Raw genomic sequence first — 17,004 nt, forward strand, 5'->3', positions numbered from 1 at the left:
ACCTCATTTTGCATAATTTATCCCATTACCATTATGGTACGGCATGCGGGAAATGTCCACAATGTCTTCTCAACGGAATCATTTCCTGAAAAGGAATATCTCGGAATATCCTGTCCAATCAGGCGGGTTTCCTGTTTATACCGATTCCATACTAAGGCTTTAAGGCGAGATACCTTTCAGGTTCTTATCCGTTTTCCCATTTTCCAGCTCAGCAAGAAAAGTTCGAATTTTCTGCTTGCTATTCAATTCAATCACATTTTTATTTTCACCGCGCCCCTTAAAATCAGCAAATCGCTTTTGCATTTTCTTTTTGCGGGGGTAATAGGTCGATAAAATGAATTTCAGGAAATCCCAATCGAGTTTTTCATTGCAGCCAGCTGTCATATCCAGCCGGGTTTTACCTGCATTCATGATCCGCCGTTTTACGACACGGTACAGACATACATAGAGCGGGAGTTCCAGGTAGATAATTGTATCTGCCCTTTCCATCCGAATATCAATTGAGTCAGTGTAGTTCCCTTCAATAATCCAGTTCTTTCCCTGCACAGCCTGCCGCTGTGCCTCCCTGAATTCTTCGGTTGGAGCTTCCACCCATCCGGGCTTCCAGTACAGTGTATCAAGATGTACAACCTTAAGTCCAAGAGCTCCGCCAAGCTGGCGGGCAAATGTCGATTTCCCTGCTCCTGCCGAGATTCCAACTACCATAATCCGTTCCATGTCCCCTCGCCCCTTCCCTGATTGTTTCAGTGTGATCTATTGTTGTTACCGTTTACTAGAATATTTTTACATAGTACATAAGATTTTTCACCACTGTTTTTTCAGAGTATTTTTATTAATCTCTTTTTTGTTTTTTTACACACATATTATTCACGTCCAGGCAGTAACTGCCGATATATTTGTTAGGCCGATTTTTTTATATGTACACACATTCTGTGATTTCGTTAAGGCTGTGTTAAACGCGGCTGTTGAATTACGCTGCAGGTGCCCGCCTTCTGCCGGGCCCCGAGAGCCTCCCCGGCGTTTCAATCACGCATGTTGGGGCTCCCCTGGTCCGCTTCCCTCAAAGGACGGATAGTCATCTTCGAATTGTCAACGCACGAAGGATATGCGGAGCAGTTTCGAGGAGTCTCGCCCTTCCGTTCCAATCGACTTGCGGCGAAAACAACAGCAACCTTTACCATAGCCTTTGTAAAAAAAGGCCTCTCATCACATCTTAAGAGGGGGAAATTCATGTTTTTGTTCAATTCAATCCGCAAAAAATTAATTGTCGTATCAATTGTGTTACTCGTATTTCCAAGTGTCATCATAGGAGCAGCGGCTTATCTGACATCAAAGAGCAATCTTGATAAAGCCGGCGAAACAACGCTTAAAAACGGTGTGGAAATGAGCCTTCAGCTCATTGACGCCCTTGATCAAAAAGTCGAACAGGGTACGTTGTCGCTTGAAGACGCACAGGAACAGGCCAAGACCTATTTGATCGGTCCCAAAAATGCTGATGGGACAAGAGACATCAAAAGTCCAGTCGATCTAGGTGAAAATGGCTATTTTATGGTATATGACCAAAAAGGAAATGAAGTGGCGCACCCTACGCTTGAAGGAAAAAACGTGTGGGAGACAAAAGATAAAAACGGAACGCTGTTAGTCCAGGAACAAATAAAAGCGGCCCAAAACGGCGGCGGATTCACCACCTATGTTTGGGCACTCCCGAATAGCGAAAATAATACCGGCGAAAAGATCACATACAATGCACTCGATCCGAATTGGGGATGGATTGTGTCAGCCGGCACATACAAATTGGACTTCAATCAAGGCGCTAACGAAGTGCTGATGCTCATTCTCACGACACTCGGAATTACATTTGCCGCCGGTGCGGTCATTATTATCTTTTTCTCACGTTCACTGGCCGAACCGATTAAAATTGTATCCAATCACGTAAAACAAGTGGCGGACGGTGATTTCACCGTCGAAGAACTGAACGTGAAAAACAAGGATGAAATCGGCACCCTTGCCAGTGATTTCAACGGAATGGTCGCCAGCATGCGCACATTGATCCAGGCTGTCGAAGATTCCATCCAGCAGGTGAGTGCATCTTCCCAAAATTTGAGTGCGGTCTCAGAAGAAACTTCAGCTGCCAGCGAAGAGATGGGCAATGCCATCCAGGAAATTGCCGGCGGCGCCGCCCAGCAGGCTGAAGATGCCGATACAACAAACCAGAAGATGGCCAATCTGTCTACGCAGATTGCAAAGGTTCAGGAACAGAACGAAGAAATGGTGATACAAAGTAAGGCGGCAGGTTCAGCCAGCCAGAACGGCATTAAGCAAATCGATATTCTCCAGTCCAAAACGAAGGAAGCCAATGAACTTACTGAGACCGTTGCTAATGTCATGGACAGCCTGTCCGATAAAGTGAAGGAAATTGAAAAAGTGATGTCTGCCATCAACGAGATTTCCGACCAGACGAACCTGCTGGCCCTCAATGCCTCAATCGAAGCCGCCAGAGCCGGCGAGCATGGCAAAGGCTTTGCAGTAGTCGCTGAAGAAGTCCGTAAGCTCGCTGAACAATCATCCCATGCTACTGAAGAGGTCCGCACAACCCTTTCAGGCATTATCAGCGAGTCCGACAAAGCAACTGCAGCCATTAAGCAAAACCAGGCGCTTTCAACTCAGCAGACCGCTGTCACTGCGGATACTGAGAAGGTCTTCAAAGAAATCGCCGTTTCGATTGACAGCATCGTTTCGTCAATTGAAGGCGTAAGCCATGAAATCACACAAATGTCCTTATACAAAGACGAAGTACTCGAGTCAGTCGGGAGCATCGCCTCTGTTGCCCAGCAATCCGCTGCAGCTACCGAAGAAGTGACTGCATCCACTGAAGAACAGCTGCGGGCGATCGCAACCATCGCATCCTCAGCAGAAGAACTGAACGTATCAGGAGAACAGCTGCGCGAACAAATTGCGCGGATCAAACTTGTATAAGAGAAACGAAACCCCTGCTTTTGGTGAGCAGGGGTTTTTTTCAGGAAAATAAGTCGGAATGTAAAAGGAAACGGTGTGGAATGCCGGCTCGGGGACCTAATTTCGAGAAACTGAACGGATGAAGATCATGCTAAATTATTTCACTTGCTCTTTTACATTTCCTTTCCCTTATCGGAACTGCTTAGATTAAGACTCAGTGCCTCATTAGATTTATCCCTTCAATCCTTACCCAATCATCGTATGAAGATTTTTCAATTCAAGCTCCTTGAACTTTTCCATCATCCGTTCGCGGTCCACATTGAAAACCGCGGTATCCAGCGGACAGCTCACTTCCACTTCACAATGAATGGCTGCAAGCTTGCGGGAAAGGTGAAGCATGTCGAGATCCTGTTCGATTTTTGCGCGCTGCGATTTTGTCAGCGTATGCAGATTTTCGAGGATGCCTTCTATCGTACCGTGCGTTTGGAGCAGCTTCATCGCTGTTTTTTCACCGATTCCTTTCACGCCGGGATAGTTGTCGCTGCTGTCTCCCATCAGCGCTTTCAAGTCGATCATCTGCTGCGGGGTTATGCCTTTCTCCTTCAAAAAGCTGTCCGTCCTGTATTCCGCGTAGTTTCCGTACCCTTTTTTAAGAAGCAATACTGAAACTTTATCATCCAGGAGCTGCAGGATATCCTGGTCACCGGTAAGGATCATCACATCCGCATCGGTGCTGTATTGTCTGGCAAGCGTGCCGATGCAGTCATCCGCTTCAAAGCCTTCAAGCCCGATATTTGGGATGCCGAGCGATTCGGATACTTCTTTTACTAGATCGAATTGCGGCAGAAGCTCGACCGGCGGTTCTCCCCTGTTCGCTTTATATCCATCGAACATTTCATTACGGAACGTCTTGCCGCCCATGTCCCAGGTGCAAACGACATGACTGGGCTGATATGTGTTGACTGCAGTAAACAAATGTTTGACAAAACCGTAGATGCCGTTTGTTGGGATGCCTTTGCTGTTCACCATATAATAACCGCTCATCGCTGTCGCATAAAACGAGCGGAATAATAGCGCCATGCCATCGATAAGCATTACTTTATTTCCATTCATCATTTCCTAACCCCTTTTTACAGACATACATCCATTATAAAACAAAAAACGTTTCGGAAAAATCATCTTCCGTGAAACTTTTTACACGTGCCGCCCGTACACAAGGACAGACACGTTTATTGGAGGGATGTTATGATGGGGCCTGAGTTTTTTCCAGGTGATATATTATTCCGAATTGGGCCGATTTTCATCGGACTCGTTTTCATCATCGTCATTGGGGGCATTTTGTTCACCGTCGTTAAAGGAATCGGCCAATGGCAAAAAAACAATGCATCGCCGCGGCTGTCCGTGCCGGCTCAAGCTGTATCAAAGCGGACGCATGTCAGCAGGCGTGCACAAGCTCATAATGATCACATGCACAGCGGGTCACGCACATCTTATTTTGTCACGTTTGAATTCGAAAGCGGCGACAGGACAGAGTTGCAGGTTGATGGAAGGGAATATGGGCAAATCGTTGAAGGGGACAGCGGAACGCTTACGTTTCAGGGCACCCGTTACCTCGGCTTTGAACGCGGCACCCTGAATGCAGTACGCTGACAATAAAACACCCGGTACAGGCGTCACCGCCTGGCCGGGTGTTTGTTCGTTCAAACGTCTTTTTGCATCATTGCGAGCAGGAAGAAAAACAGGAAGCTCAAGAGGAGCGTGCTGCCGCCGGCAATGTAAAAAATGAGGACAACTGCATCAGGCAGGCCAAGGGGCTTGAAATAGTAGAGCCACATGCCAATCGTCAAACCAAGCGAGCCGATGATTGCCGTCCATACATGCAATCTTGCAAGAAGCGGGCGATTCGGTGAAAAGACTTTATAGTATACTGCCCATGCAAATAAGCTGAGCCACCCTACAACAAGAATGTGAGCATGGATCGGCCTGAATGCCAGTGAGCCGGCTCCGGCCATATGGGAGCCGAGAAACGCACCTATAAGACCGAACGCTGCCGAAAACTTTAATAGAATCGAACTGTATTTTTCCATCACGTGCTGCATCCCCCTGTCTTTACAAAGCAAAGTTTCAGTTTCCACGGCCTCCGGCTGAAAGCAGCCCGCTGCCGTTTCACTATCTTACAAGTTATCAAAATAAGACTTACATTTCACTTCTTAACTATTCTTACATCCTATCACTTTTTTGCCCGTCTCCGCTCAGTATAAAGTCAGCCCCGGCCGGCTAACCTTAAAGAGAAGTTGTTTCATCGCAAAAAAAATTTATGCAAGTTCATTATCTTTATGGGGAGGCTCAAATGAGAAGTTTTGAAAACAAAGAAGCGATCGTCACTGGCGGCGGGGGTATCGGAAGGGCGCCTGCACTTGCCCATGCCAAAAAAGGAGCTTCAGTAGCCGAAAATGCGGTCACGTTTAATTTGTCCGTTATTCCAGTTTTAATTTGGTGATCCTCCCAAACCGCTGTACTATACAGCAGCCGGAAGAAAAAACGCTCCATGCCGGTCCGAGTGCTGGAAAATATCGAAGGATCAGGGACCTCTCCCGGGAAATGCCGTATTCAAAGGTGTTTTCAGCGGGGTCTTTTTTTAAATGTTCACTTGCAGAATTGTAATAATAGGATAATAATGGTGTTATCAAATTGTAAGGTAGTGAATTTATGGTTATGCGAAATATACAGCTAAGAAAGAAAATACGGCTGTCATCCGTACAATTAATCATTCTGTTTTACTTCTCGGCGGCAGCTGTTTCCACGATTTTGTTAAGCCTTCCTGTCGCTCATCAGCCTGATGTCGACTGGACATTTATTGATGCCCTCTTTACAGCTGTAAGTGCTATCAGTGTCACCGGCCTCACAGTTGTTCCGACAGCGGGAACCTTTAGTACGGCGGGTGTTTTCATTCTTATGTTTATTCTCCAGTTCGGGGGCATTGGCATTATGACACTCGGAACGTTCATTTGGCTGCTGTTCAGGAGGAAAATCGGATTCAGAGAACGCCAGTTGATTATGACGGATCAAAACCGTTCAACCTTCAGCGGACTTGTCCGTCTAATGAAACAAATACTGACCCTTATCCTGGCGATCGAACTTGTAGGTGCGATCATATTGGGAATCTATTTTCTTACATACTATCCAACCTGGCAGGAAGCCTTTTTGCAGGGGGCATTTGCAGCAGTAAGCGCAACAACGAATGCCGGCTTTGATATTACCGGGGCATCACTCGTTCCGTTCGCAAATGATTATTTTGTTCAGTTCATCAATATCATTTTGTTAATATCGGGTGCGATCGGATTTCCGGTTCTCATTGAAACACAGGAATTTATAAAGCATAAAGGAAAAGAACGGTATCGGTTTTCGCTGTATACGTTATTGACCACCATCACGTTTTTCGCCCTAATTGCTGCAGGTACAATTCTTATTTACCTGTTTGAATTCAACCGTTTTTTTGCAGATAAAACATGGCATGAATCGCTTTTCTATTCGTTGTTCCAGTCTGTGACAACCAGAAACGGCGGACTTGCCACAATGGATGTCAGCCAGTTTTCCGAACCGACACTTCTGCTCATTTGTTTCTTAATGTTCGTGGGCGCATCACCAAGCAGTGTCGGCGGCGGAGTCCGAACAACGACGTTTGCGATCGTGCTGTTAAGCATTTTCTTTTTCGCCAGAGGAAAAAACACGATTAAAATTTTCAGGCGGGAAATCGACAGCACGGACATCCACCGTTCATTTATTGTCATTACGACAGCAATGATGCTTTGCATATCTGCTGTCATGCTTCTCAGTTTCCTTGAGCCTTCGTTCAGTTTATTGGAAATCACCTTTGAAGTAGCCTCCGCTTTTGGTACGACAGGTCTGTCGATGGGAATTACGCCGGATCTGAGCACTGCCGGAAAGCTGGTAATCATTGTGTTAATGTTTGTGGGAAGGGTCGGCCTCATTTCATTCTTGTTGATCATCCGCGGAACAACGGCAACGGAGCATTACCGTTATCCGAGGGAAAGAGTGATCATCGGTTGAGGGACCTTATTCTGACAGATTATCATGTTTGCGAAAAATCCGCCGTGTGTGGCGGATTTTTTCGTCTGATAAAGGAAGTATGTATAGACATATGGAAATAACTCAAAATATGGGCATTGTTACCTTAAAATGAGTTTTATTCCATCCTTAATAGATAATAGTATAAATAGAGCAGAATGTGCTGGCTTTCAGGTGCTGCATGATAGCTTCTGAGAAACTTGCTCCTTGCAAAAGCTCCACACATCTTGAAACCACTGTCCGGTTCCCAGGTGTTCAAGATCAAAATCACAAAGGAAGGTGTTTTCATGCAAAAACCGGGACTTCAGTTAGGGCTGCAGACGTTCAGTCTGCTAGCAGGTTTTATGGTATGGGTCATTATTTCGTCTCTCATGCCGTTTATCAAGGAAGACATTGATCTTGGCGCAAACCAAATCGCCCTGGCAACCGCAATTCCGGTAATCCTTGGCTCGCTTCTCCGCGTGCCGCTTGGCTATTGGGCAAATAAATACGGTGCGCGCCTTTTATTCACAATCAGTTTCATCATCCTCTTATTTCCAGTGTTCTATCTGAGCATTGCCGACTCTTTTTTAGATCTTGTGCTTGGCGGGCTTCTCGTTGGACTGGGTGGTGCTGTCTTTTCGATTGGTGTTACGTCGCTGCCAAAATATTACGATAAAACGCGGCACGGTTTCGTAAACGGCATCTATGCAGTCGGCAATATCGGAACGGCTGTCACCTCATTTGCCGCTCCGCTCATTGCTGCACAAGTCGGCTGGCAGGCTACAATCCGCCTTTATCTCGTACTGCTGCTGTTTTTCATCGTCCTTAACTTCCTATTCGGCGACCGCCGTGAGCGGAAGGTGAAAGTACCTGTCATTCCTCAAATAAAAGAAGTCATTCCAAATGAGAAAATGTGGTTCTTGAGTTTGTTTTACTTCATTACATTCGGTTCTTTCGTCGCTTTTACAATTTATCTGCCCAACTTCCTCGTGACCAATTTCGGATTGTCCAGCAGCGACGCTGGAATGCGGACGGCTGGATTCATCGTGCTGGCTACCTTTTTACGTCCTGTTGGCGGCTGGCTCGGCGACAAATTTGATTCGTTCAAGCTGCTGATGGCTGTGTTTGCGGGTCTGACCCTGGCCGGCGTGCTGTTGTCCTTTTCTCCGACAATCGGGCTATATACAGTCGGCGTCTTAAGTGTGGCCGTTTGCGCAGGTATCGGAAATGGGCTTGTGTTCAAGCTGGTGCCGTTTTATTTTTCCCGGCAGGCAGGTATCGTCAACGGCATCGTGTCTGCGATCGGCGGGCTTGGCGGATTCTTCCCGCCGCTTGTGCTCAGTGCCGTTTACGGAATAACCGGCCATTATGCGATCGGTTTCATGGCACTTTCACAGTTCGCCCTGGCAAGTCTGATTATCGTCATCTGGATGTATTTTACCGACAAATTGCAAATGACTTATACGGCAATGAAACATACAGTGGAAGGAATTATGATTACAGACCAAAACGGCATCATTCAATATGTGAATCCCGCATTTACGGAGACAACGGGCTTTAAGGAAGACGAAGCGGTCGGCAAAACGCCCAGCATTTTGAAATCCGGGAAACATGATGAACAATTTTACCGTAAATTGTGGGATAATCTCGAGCGCGACGGCTTCTGGAAAGGGGAAATATGGAACCGGAAAAAGAATGGGGATTTGTTTTTGGAGTGGCTGACCATCAGTCCGATCAGCGAAAGCAACCAGCCTGTCACAGGATATGTCGCGATGTTCTCCGAATTGAAGGAAGAATCCAGGTAATAAGAAAAGCGCAAGGCGTACGCATAGCGGCGTATGCATGTACGGGGCCGCACCAGGAACGGCGCTTTTCCCTTCATGGTGCGGCAATGCTTGAGAAGATAGCCCCTACGACTCGCAGCCGGACATTCGACATGCGCAAGGCGCCGCTTAGCGGCGTACTCATAATCGGGAGTATCAGCAATAAGGCGGTTTTCCCTCCCGGAGGGGAGCAGCTGATCCGCATCCCTAAACAATGCCCAACCAGCACAGCCTGTGTACCCCGGCCATGGAAATTTGCACGTTCTACCACCTGTCAAGCAAGCTGACGGCCAAAATAGGGTTATATACTCATATACATGATCACTCAAACCATTTAGGTCCGGTAACCTGCCGGATTTGTCTCATTTTATAAAAAAAACTATTACTTTTCTTCTTATTTCACGCCAGATGACTGTTCCTTCGCGCCATATCCCCGGCTTTTCACGCCGTTTACGAACAACCGCGATCAGGGGGATGCACTTTCGCGCGGCATCTGTTTTCTTTCACGCCAAACGATCACTGTTTCACGCATAATCTTCCATATTTCATGCCGTAGAGTCCAACTTTCACGCCGGAGCAGCTGTTTCGCGCCATTCAGCCCGGCTTTCACGCCGGAACTCCTTTTTTTCAAGCATGGCGATAAACCCTGGCTCGCACCCGGACATTCGAAATGCGATAGCCGCTGGCGCCTGAAGCTGCACATCTTGAAATACGGAAAGCCCTTGTTCAGCGGCGTACGCATAAGCAGGGCCGCACCAGGAAGGGCGTTTTTCCCTTCATGGGGCGGCAATGCTTATGACGATAGCCGCTAGGGCTCGCAGCTGAACATTGATCTTGCTTGAAACCTTTCTTACCCATTGAAAGAAGGGCACCCCGCATCCAGCGGAGCGCCCTTTTCGTTTCAGTCATCAAGCAAATACCGTTCTTCATCACGGCTGTGATGCCAGTTAACGACAAGCAGGCTATCAAACATCGCCAGCCGTTTTTCAATAGCCGTTTCGTCATTAAGCAATTCTTTAATACCAGCAATGATTTTCCTGAGTAAATCATGGTCCCTTTTTAACTGGGTTATCGTTTCGGTCAGTTCGGGCTTCTTTTGCTTCATCTCCTCATAAAGCCCCTCTTCTTCCGACTCGGCATGGGTAAGAATATGGTCCTGCCAGTGTTCAATCAAAATCACTTCTGCCTGGCCCGCTTCTTTTGTGCGGCCGTCCTGATAAAGTCTTTTCAACACTTCCGTCATTTCTTCCACCTGTCCATATGCCGCTTCATGAATGGATCGGTGTTGATTCAGCTGTCGCAATGCAGGTCCTGACATGAAATCATTCCTTTTCCTTCTGGTTAACAATCATTACTCTTCACTATTTCACTGCACCTTTTTTGATCTATCCGGATTTGCCCGCCTGTAAATGACATATTTTCTGGCAATGTATTCAAGCGGAAGGCTCCACACATGAACAAGCCTTGTAAACGGCCAAACCGCAAAAAGGGTGAAGGCTGCAAACACATGGGCCTGAAAGCCCCAGGGAGCTGTTGCAAGCATTTCCGGCATCGGCCTGAAGGTGAGGATGCCGCGGAACCACGGACCGATTGTATCCCGGTAATCGAACTCGCCTCCAGATGCAGTGTACCAGGCCGTATTCGTGAAGCCGACCACCGTTACGACCCCGATCAGCAACAGAACCCATAAATCCTTCCGTGAACCTGTTTCACTGACCCGTTTGTTTTTCAGCCTGCGGATCGTGAGGAGCGCACCACCGATCACCATCGCAGCACCGGCGAGCCCGCCGAACCAGACGGCTCCGAAGTGATACATCTCTTCCGTGATTCCGATCATCGGGTAAAAGGCTTTCGGCACAAGAATACCGCCGACATGCCCGAAAAATACAAAAATGACACCGAAGTGGAATAGGATGCTCCCCCACCGGAGGAGCGCGTCCGACTTCAAAAACTGGCTTGACTGCGCAGACCAGCCGAACTGGTCATAATTGTACCGGTAAATATGCCCGACAACAAAAATTGTCAACGTTATATAAGGATAAGCGACCCATAACAGGAAATCAATTGGTGTCATGCGGAATCCATCCCTTCATACCGTATTGGCCTTTTGGCCTGGCGCGATCGCATCCAATGTTTCCAGAGCGGCTGCAAGCAGAAACGAATAAGGGGAATTCTGGTCCCGCAGCTGTCCGAAGAGTTCATCCATCGCCTTTTTATGGATAAAATAAAGTTTTTGGATGAAACCCTCATCCGCTTCTGACATGAATTCAAGAATCAGGGGCAGGTAGTCGGGCAGTTCGCCATCCTTTATATAAAACCCCGCTTTCGCAAACTCCATTTTCAGTTTCACGAATCCGAGCCCGCGTTCCCGCTTATCGCCAAACACGCCATATGTGAGATATAAGGAGCAGTCCTGGCTGAAATCGAACTGTTTCACATAATTTTGGCTGAATTCCATCCAGGGGACAGAAACCGCATAATCCCAGAATGCAGCGATATTCTTTTTGACCGGACTGTCAGGAAGCCCGGCAATGAACCGGGCAACTTCTTCATTCCTGTGCCAGTCTTCTTCAGGGTAACGGAGGAACAAAGAGCATAGTTTCAACACATTTCTACTGTCTTCCATCCTTCGCACCTCCTGTCACATCACTCCAATAAGATTCACTGTATTCATACGGGTCTTTCCATTCGCCGTTTACGGCACAGGATTCACAGCCTTCCATGAAGTCAAAGCCTGCACTTCCCTGATGGTTGAACATATTTTCAGCCTGTTCACGATGGGCTTTCGGAATGACATAACGGTCCCCGTATTTTGCAATAGCCGATAATTCATACATGTCACGCGCCATCTGCTCGGAGATGCCGACTTCGTCGATGAGCCTTGTATCCGGTTCTTTGCCAAGGTCGATGCTGCGCATATATGTCCGCATGGCAACCAGCTTTTTCAGTACGTGTGATACCAGTTCCGTGTCACCTGCTGTCATCAGGTTTGCAAGATATTCAATCGGAATCCTGAACTGGTCAATTGCCGGGAAAACGACAGACGGGTCAAGGTCGTTGAAATGGCCGTTGAACGCATCGACAATCGGGCTTAACGGCGGAATATACCAGACCATCGGCAGCGTCCGGTATTCCGGATGGAGCGGAAGCGCGATTTTCTGTTCACAGGCCAGCTTGTACACCGGCGATTCCTGGGCAGCTTCAATCCAGTCTTCCGGAATGCCGTCTTTTTTTGCCTGGGCGATGACTTCCGGGTCGTTCGGATCAAGAATCAAGTCGAGCTGGGCCTGGTAAAGGTCCTGATCGTTCGGAACAGAAGCTGCTTCTTTCACGCGATCGGCATCATAAAGGACAATGCCGATATAGCGGATCCGGCCGACGCACGTTTCCGAACAGATTGTCGGATCGCCGTTTTCGATCTTCGGAAAACAGAACGTACATTTTTCTGCTTTGTTCGTCTGCCAGTTGAAATACACTTTCTTGTAAGGGCAGCCAGACATGCAGTATCTCCAGCTGCGGCATGCGTCCTGGTCGACAAGGACAATGCCGTCTTCCTCACGTTTGTACATCGCGCCTGAAGGACAGGAGGAGACGCATGACGGATTGACACAATGTTCGCAGATACGCGGCAAATACATCATGAACGCCTGTTCGAATTCGAACTTCACTTTTTCGTCGATCCCCTGCATATTCGGATCCCGTTTTCCCGTTTCATGGACACCGGCCAGATCATCTTCCCAGTTCGGCCCCCAGAGGATATCCATGTATTCTCCGGTCAGCTGCGATTTCGGGCGCGCGACCGGCTGGTGTGATTTTTCCGGGCTGTTGACAAGGTTATCGTATTCATAGGTCCATGGTTCATAATATTCATCCATATCAAGCATGTCGGGATTAAAAAAGATATTCAAGAGCTTGCTTGCTTTCCCTCCCGCTTTCAGGGACAGCTTGCCATTGCGCATTTCCCAGCCGCCCTTGTTTTTCTCCTGGTTTTCCCATTCTTTCGGGTAGCCGATGCCAGGCTTCGTCTCCACGTTGTTCCACCACATGTATTCAGCACCAGGCCTGTTTGTCCACGTATTATTGCATGTGACACTGCACGTATGACAGCCGATGCATTTATCGAGATTCATCACCATTCCAAATTGAGCTTTAATCTTCAAGCCAATCCACCTCGCTTCGATCCATTCTCCTGATCTGCACCTGTTCATCACGCTGGTTTCCCGTCGGGCCATAATAATTGAATCCGTAACTGAGCTGGGCATATCCGCCGATCATCTGGGTCGGTTTAATATGGATACGCGTCGGGCTGTTGAATGTTCCGCCGCGGTCTTTCGTGATTTTTGATCCCGGCACATTGATGAGCCGGTCCTGGACATGGTACATGAAGACAACTCCGCGCGGCAGGCGGTGGCTCGTGACTGCCCTGGCGACGACGACACCATTGCGGTTATACATTTCAAGCCAGTCATTATCCTTGATGCCGACCTCTTCAGCATCCAGGTTATTCAGCCAGACATGCGGACCGCCCCTGAACAGCGTCAGCATCGGCAGCGTGTCGCCGTACGTACTGTGATAGGACCATTTGAAGTGCGGTGTCAAATATCTGAGCGTAATCTCTTTCTCACGGCTTTCCGGCCTGTTGTCATTTGTATAAAACGCCGCCTTTTTCAACGGCGGCCTGAACGTCGGAAGTTCCTCGCCGAATTCAAGCATTGTCTGGTGGTCTAAATAAAAGCTCTGCCTGCCTGTCAGCGTGCGCCAAGGAATCATCCGTTCCACGTTTGTCGTGAACGGCGAATAACGGCGGTTGCCTGTTTCCGTTCCGCTGTAAACCGGTGATGATATCACCTTTTGGGGCTGAGCCGTTATTTCCGCAAAGGACAGATGCTCTTCCGCCCGTTCTTCGGCAAGGTCTTGCAAAGATTGCCCTGTTTTTTCCTCAAGCGTCTTCCATGCCTTCATCGCGAGGGAACCGTTCGTCGTGCTCGACAGGGTCAGAATCGTCTCGGCGACGTTAATATCCTTGTCTAAGCTCGGGCAATCCTTATAATAGGCCGATTTTTTGGAAGGCCCAAGCATATCAAGCAGTTTCGCATACTCCTCATCAGCTTTCCATGCCATCCCTTTGGCACCAATCGATTCTTTGATTTTCGGCCCAAGCGAAATGAATTTGTCATATACTTTTGCGTACTCACGCTCAACGACAGTAACCCTCGGGAAATTCACGCCCGGTACCGGGCGTGTGCCGTCCGCTTTCCAATCCGGAACCTGCCCGAATGTCTGGGCTATTTCATCTGTTGAATCGTGCAGCAGCGGACCCGCGACCGTATCATGGACAATTTCCGGAAAATGATCAGCCGCCATTTCCGAAAAACGCTTCGCGAGCTTCTTGAAGATATCCCAATCGGAACGGCTCTCCCACGGCGGTGTAATGGCCGGATTGAACGGATGGACAAACGGGTGCATGTCAGTCGAGCTGATATCGTGTTTTTCATACCATGTAGCTGCCGGCAATACGATATCGGAATAAAGCCCTGTCCCTGACATGCGGAAATCAAGATTGATGAGCAAGTCCAATTTTCCGGTTGCTGATGGGATGTCAAGATTAAGTTCTGTTGTTTCAAGCGATTCATTTTCTTCACTCAAATTATGGCCGTGCGTGCCGAGTAAATGCTTCAGGAAGTATTCATGCCCTTTTGCCGAACTTCCAAGCAAGTTAGCTCTCCAGACAAACATCGACCGCGGAAAATTGATTGGATCGTTCGGCGATTCGATCGCAAAATTCATTTTATGGTCTTGAACAGAATCGACAATGTCATTGACATTTTCTTCTGCGGACCTGGCCTGCTCATACATTTGTATTGGATTCTTGTTGAATTGCGGATATGAAGGGAGCCATCCGAGCCTCGCCGCAAGCACGTTGTAATCAGCCAGGTTTTGATATTTCGTTTTTTCAACGAGCGGGGATGCTAGATCCCGTGTCTTTTGTTCCTCGTATTTCCACTGCTCGGTCGCAAAATAAAAGAATGACGTGCCGTTTTGCAGACGCGGCGGCCCGCCCCAGTCTCTGGCCATTGCCACCGTTTGCCATCCTTCAAGCGGCCGGACTTTTTCCTGGCCGACATAGTGGGCCCATCCGCCTCCATTCACCCCCTGGGAACCAGTCAAAAGGACAAGGTTCAGCACAGCGCGGTAAATCGTATCGGAATGATACCAGTGGTTGATGCCCGATCCCATAATGATCATGGAACGCCCTTTGCTGTCAATCGCATTCTGGGCGAACTCCCTGGCAATTTGGGCAACAAGCTTCGGGTTGATGCCGGTATATTTTTCCTGCCATTTTGGTGTATACGGGCGGTCTTCGTCATAGCCGGCCCCATCCGGATTATCGCCGTTCAGGCTCCTGTTCACTCCCATCTGGGCGCACATCATGTCAAACACAGTCGTGACATAAACCTCTCCTTCACCCGTATCCACCTTTTTAACGGGAATATCCCGTTTCAACACACGGTTATCGTCAGCATCAAATTCGGCAATGCATACCTGTTCGATTGCATCTTCATGACCCTGCATCGTCAAGGCAGGCGAAATCATATCCAGATTGTTGACTTTATCCGCTTTTAAAAGGTTCCAATTCTTCTCGCCATCCCACCGGTGGCCGATAGAACCGTTTGGAACAGCGTATTGGCCGGCATCTTCATCAAAGACAACCGTTTTCCATTCGGCTTTTTCAGTATCGATCGACAGGTCGCTTGCCCGCAAAAAGCGGTCGGACTTCAGTCCGTGTTTTGTCTCTTTCAATGTGATCAAATAAGGAAGGTCTGTGTAAGTTTTCGCATAGTTGTCGAAGTAGGGCACATGGCGGTCGATGTAAAACTCCTGGAGGATGACATGGGTCATCGCCATTGCCAGCGCGCCATCCATGCCGGCCTGGACCGGCAGCCAGTCATCAGCGAACTTGACGAATTCCGCATAGTCCGGACTGACGGCAACTACTTTGGTCCCTTTATATCGCGCCTCTACCATGAAGTGGGAATCCGGGGTGCGGGTCTGCGGGAGGTTGGAACCCCATACAAGCAAGTAACTGGAATTATACCAGTCAGCACTTTCCGGAACATCTGTCTGCTCGCCCCATATTTGCGGGGAAGCTGGCGGAAGGTCGGCATACCAGTCATAGAAGCTCAGTAAAACACCGCCGATCAAATTCAAAAACCGGCCGCCGCCTGCGTAACTGACCATCGACATGGCAGGAATCGGGGAAAAACCGAAGATACGGTCAGGGCCGTATGTTTTAATGGTATAAATAAGCTGAGCGGAAATGAGGGTTTCGATTTCATCCCATTCAGCACGGACGAAACCGCCCTTGCCGCGGGCCTGTTTGTACTGTGAAGATAATTCTTCGTTTTCGGAAATCGATGCCCACGCTTGAACAGGATCATCCGTATCAGCTGCGGCCTCACGCCAAAGTTTGAGTAATGAACTCCTTATGTAAGGATAGCGGACGCGATGCGGACTGTACGTGTACCAGGAAAAACTGGCGCCGCGCGGACAGCCGCGCGGTTCATATTCCGGCATATCCGGCCCTGTCGTCGGGTAATCCGTCTGCTGTGTTTCCCAGGTGATGATCCCGTCTTTTACGTGGATTTTCCAGCTGCACGAGCCGGTGCAGTTCACGCCATGAGTGGAGCGGACGACTTTGTCATGCTGCCAGCGCTTCCGGTAATATTGCTCGGTGTTTTTGCGGGGTTTAGGTGACATTTCACTGTGGTCTGTTTCCTCGTTCGTTTTACCCAGATACTTGAGTTTCTGCAAAAAAGGTGGCGTTTTCTTTCGCATCTTCACATCTCCCTCGCATTTTTTCGGTAAAACATGTATTTGGATTACTCATTTTCCATGTTAACAGATTAGTCAGAACATTGGCTAATAATAACATAATCAGTATTTTATTCCTTTGAATGATGACCGGTATGGTTGACTTCTTCCATTTTGAAGACCAACTATTGGTATCCGCTTATCTATTTATCTAAAACCCGGCGCTTTGCACACCACGTACTGCAAAGGTGGGCGGGTGCCCCTGACATGGTGCGCTGCACCTGGGAGTCCTGTTTTTCGAATTAAACTTAATTAAAAGGGAGAACACCCATACAGAACAAAA

The 17,004-nt window shown here is 48.3% G+C and carries 14 protein-coding genes and 1 pseudogene; 6 read left to right on the plus strand and 9 right to left on the minus strand.

The annotated features are described in order from the left end of the window. Positions 1-159 precede the first annotated feature (159 nt). The gene (locus tag A4U59_RS15745) at positions 160-717 is read right to left on the minus strand and encodes a P-loop NTPase family protein (protein ID WP_070121355.1); all 558 of its coding nucleotides are present in this window, start codon (positions 715-717) and stop codon (positions 160-162) included. Between the two features lie 513 nt (positions 718-1,230). On the opposite strand from A4U59_RS15745, the pseudogene A4U59_RS22620 reads away from it, so the two are divergent. Together A4U59_RS22620 and A4U59_RS22625 are read left to right on the plus strand one after the other, a co-directional pair. Next, a pseudogene (locus A4U59_RS22620) lies at positions 1,231-2,031 on the plus strand (cache domain-containing protein); the annotation flags it as partial. A gap of 111 nt (positions 2,032-2,142) precedes the next feature. After that, positions 2,143-2,976, plus strand: a complete 834-nt coding sequence (locus A4U59_RS22625) for a methyl-accepting chemotaxis protein (RefSeq protein WP_425388916.1) — start codon at positions 2,143-2,145, stop codon at positions 2,974-2,976. A 225-nt stretch (positions 2,977-3,201) separates the two neighbouring features. Here A4U59_RS22625 and A4U59_RS15755 read toward each other — a convergent pair whose 3' ends face one another. Further along, positions 3,202-4,068 carry a 5'-3' exonuclease gene (locus A4U59_RS15755; RefSeq protein WP_070121372.1) on the minus strand — a complete coding sequence of 289 codons (867 nt, stop codon included), beginning with the start codon at positions 4,066-4,068 and terminating at the stop codon, positions 3,202-3,204. 135 nt (positions 4,069-4,203) lie between these two features. Between A4U59_RS15755 and A4U59_RS15760 the strand changes: the two genes are divergently transcribed. Beyond that, positions 4,204-4,605, plus strand: coding sequence for a DUF2500 domain-containing protein (locus A4U59_RS15760; RefSeq protein WP_342670201.1), 402 nt, complete (start codon positions 4,204-4,206; stop codon positions 4,603-4,605). Between the two features lie 50 nt (positions 4,606-4,655). On the opposite strand, the gene A4U59_RS15765 is transcribed toward A4U59_RS15760, so the two are convergent. Further along, a complete protein-coding gene (locus tag A4U59_RS15765) occupies positions 4,656-5,042 on the minus strand; it encodes a hypothetical protein (RefSeq protein WP_070121373.1) in 387 nt (128 codons plus the stop codon). Between the two features lie 263 nt (positions 5,043-5,305). On the opposite strand from A4U59_RS15765, the gene A4U59_RS22060 reads away from it, so the two are divergent. The 3 genes from A4U59_RS22060 to A4U59_RS15775 all read left to right on the plus strand — a co-directional run bounded on the left by A4U59_RS22060 (position 5,306) and on the right by A4U59_RS15775 (position 8,831). Then, positions 5,306-5,455, plus strand: a complete 150-nt coding sequence (locus A4U59_RS22060; protein ID WP_211274952.1) for a hypothetical protein — start codon at positions 5,306-5,308, stop codon at positions 5,453-5,455. Positions 5,456-5,664: 209 nt separating this feature from the next. Continuing rightward, positions 5,665-7,026, plus strand: a complete 1,362-nt coding sequence (locus A4U59_RS15770) for a TrkH family potassium uptake protein (RefSeq protein ID WP_281183834.1) — start codon at positions 5,665-5,667, stop codon at positions 7,024-7,026. A 305-nt stretch (positions 7,027-7,331) separates the two neighbouring features. Then, a complete protein-coding gene (locus A4U59_RS15775; protein ID WP_070121375.1) occupies positions 7,332-8,831 on the plus strand; it encodes a nitrate/nitrite transporter in 1,500 nt (499 codons plus the stop codon). Between the two features lie 484 nt (positions 8,832-9,315). On the opposite strand, the gene A4U59_RS21860 is transcribed toward A4U59_RS15775, so the two are convergent. The 6 genes from A4U59_RS21860 to A4U59_RS15800 form a co-directional block, all read right to left on the minus strand. Continuing rightward, on the minus strand, positions 9,316-9,459 hold the full coding sequence (locus A4U59_RS21860) for a hypothetical protein (RefSeq protein ID WP_169823985.1): 144 nt from the start codon (positions 9,457-9,459) through the stop codon (positions 9,316-9,318). A 291-nt stretch (positions 9,460-9,750) separates the two neighbouring features. Beyond that, positions 9,751-10,152 carry a hemerythrin domain-containing protein gene (locus tag A4U59_RS15780; protein ID WP_169823986.1) on the minus strand — a complete coding sequence of 134 codons (402 nt, stop codon included), beginning with the start codon at positions 10,150-10,152 and terminating at the stop codon, positions 9,751-9,753. Positions 10,153-10,215: 63 nt separating this feature from the next. Continuing rightward, positions 10,216-10,923, minus strand: a complete 708-nt coding sequence (gene narI, locus A4U59_RS15785; RefSeq protein WP_070121359.1) for a respiratory nitrate reductase subunit gamma — start codon at positions 10,921-10,923, stop codon at positions 10,216-10,218. Between the two features lie 15 nt (positions 10,924-10,938). Next, positions 10,939-11,475 (minus strand): nitrate reductase molybdenum cofactor assembly chaperone, encoded by a 537-nt coding sequence (narJ, locus tag A4U59_RS15790; RefSeq protein ID WP_070121360.1) that lies wholly within the window; start codon positions 11,473-11,475, stop codon positions 10,939-10,941. Next, on the minus strand, positions 11,462-13,009 hold the full coding sequence (gene narH, locus A4U59_RS15795) for a nitrate reductase subunit beta (RefSeq protein WP_070121361.1): 1,548 nt from the start codon (positions 13,007-13,009) through the stop codon (positions 11,462-11,464). The genes narJ and narH overlap by 14 nt, the downstream gene beginning before the upstream one ends. Further along, complete coding sequence (locus A4U59_RS15800) at positions 12,999-16,685, minus strand: nitrate reductase subunit alpha (RefSeq protein ID WP_070121362.1); 3,687 nt, start codon at positions 16,683-16,685, stop codon at positions 12,999-13,001. The genes narH and A4U59_RS15800 overlap by 11 nt, the downstream gene beginning before the upstream one ends. Between the last annotated feature and the right edge of the window lie 319 nt (positions 16,686-17,004).

It is taken from the genome of Bacillus marinisedimentorum (assembly GCF_001644195.2).
In the GTDB taxonomy this organism is placed as follows: Bacteria; Bacillota; Bacilli; order Bacillales; family Bacillaceae_O; genus Bacillus_BL; species Bacillus_BL marinisedimentorum.